We start from the raw sequence: 248 nt of genomic DNA, 5'->3' as shown, positions 1-248 counted from the left end.
AATCGCGTTATCATTCGAATCACGCATTACTTCATATTCAATTTCCTTACAACCAGCAATGCTCTTTTCTAATAAACATTGTGTTACTGGACTATGTTTTAATCCACCTGATACGATTTCAATTAGTTCTTCTTCATTACTACAGATTCCGCCACCTGTTCCCCCCATTGTAAATGCTGGGCGAACAATAACTGGATAACCAATTTCTTTTACAAATTCATGTGCTTCTTCCAGCGTATGAATGATCG

The 248-nt window shown here is 37.1% G+C and carries 1 protein-coding gene; it reads right to left on the bottom strand.

Annotated elements, in window-relative coordinates:
• Window positions 1-248: ATP-binding protein (locus FE392_RS23285; RefSeq protein ID WP_319932041.1), on the bottom strand; the 248-nt coding region annotated here is incomplete at both ends.

The organism is Xenorhabdus santafensis (assembly GCF_033949405.1).
Classification (GTDB): Bacteria; Pseudomonadota; Gammaproteobacteria; order Enterobacterales; family Enterobacteriaceae; genus Xenorhabdus; species Xenorhabdus santafensis.
Note: the sequence above shows the minus strand (reverse complement) of the source record. Positions and strands in the feature narration are given on the sequence as shown.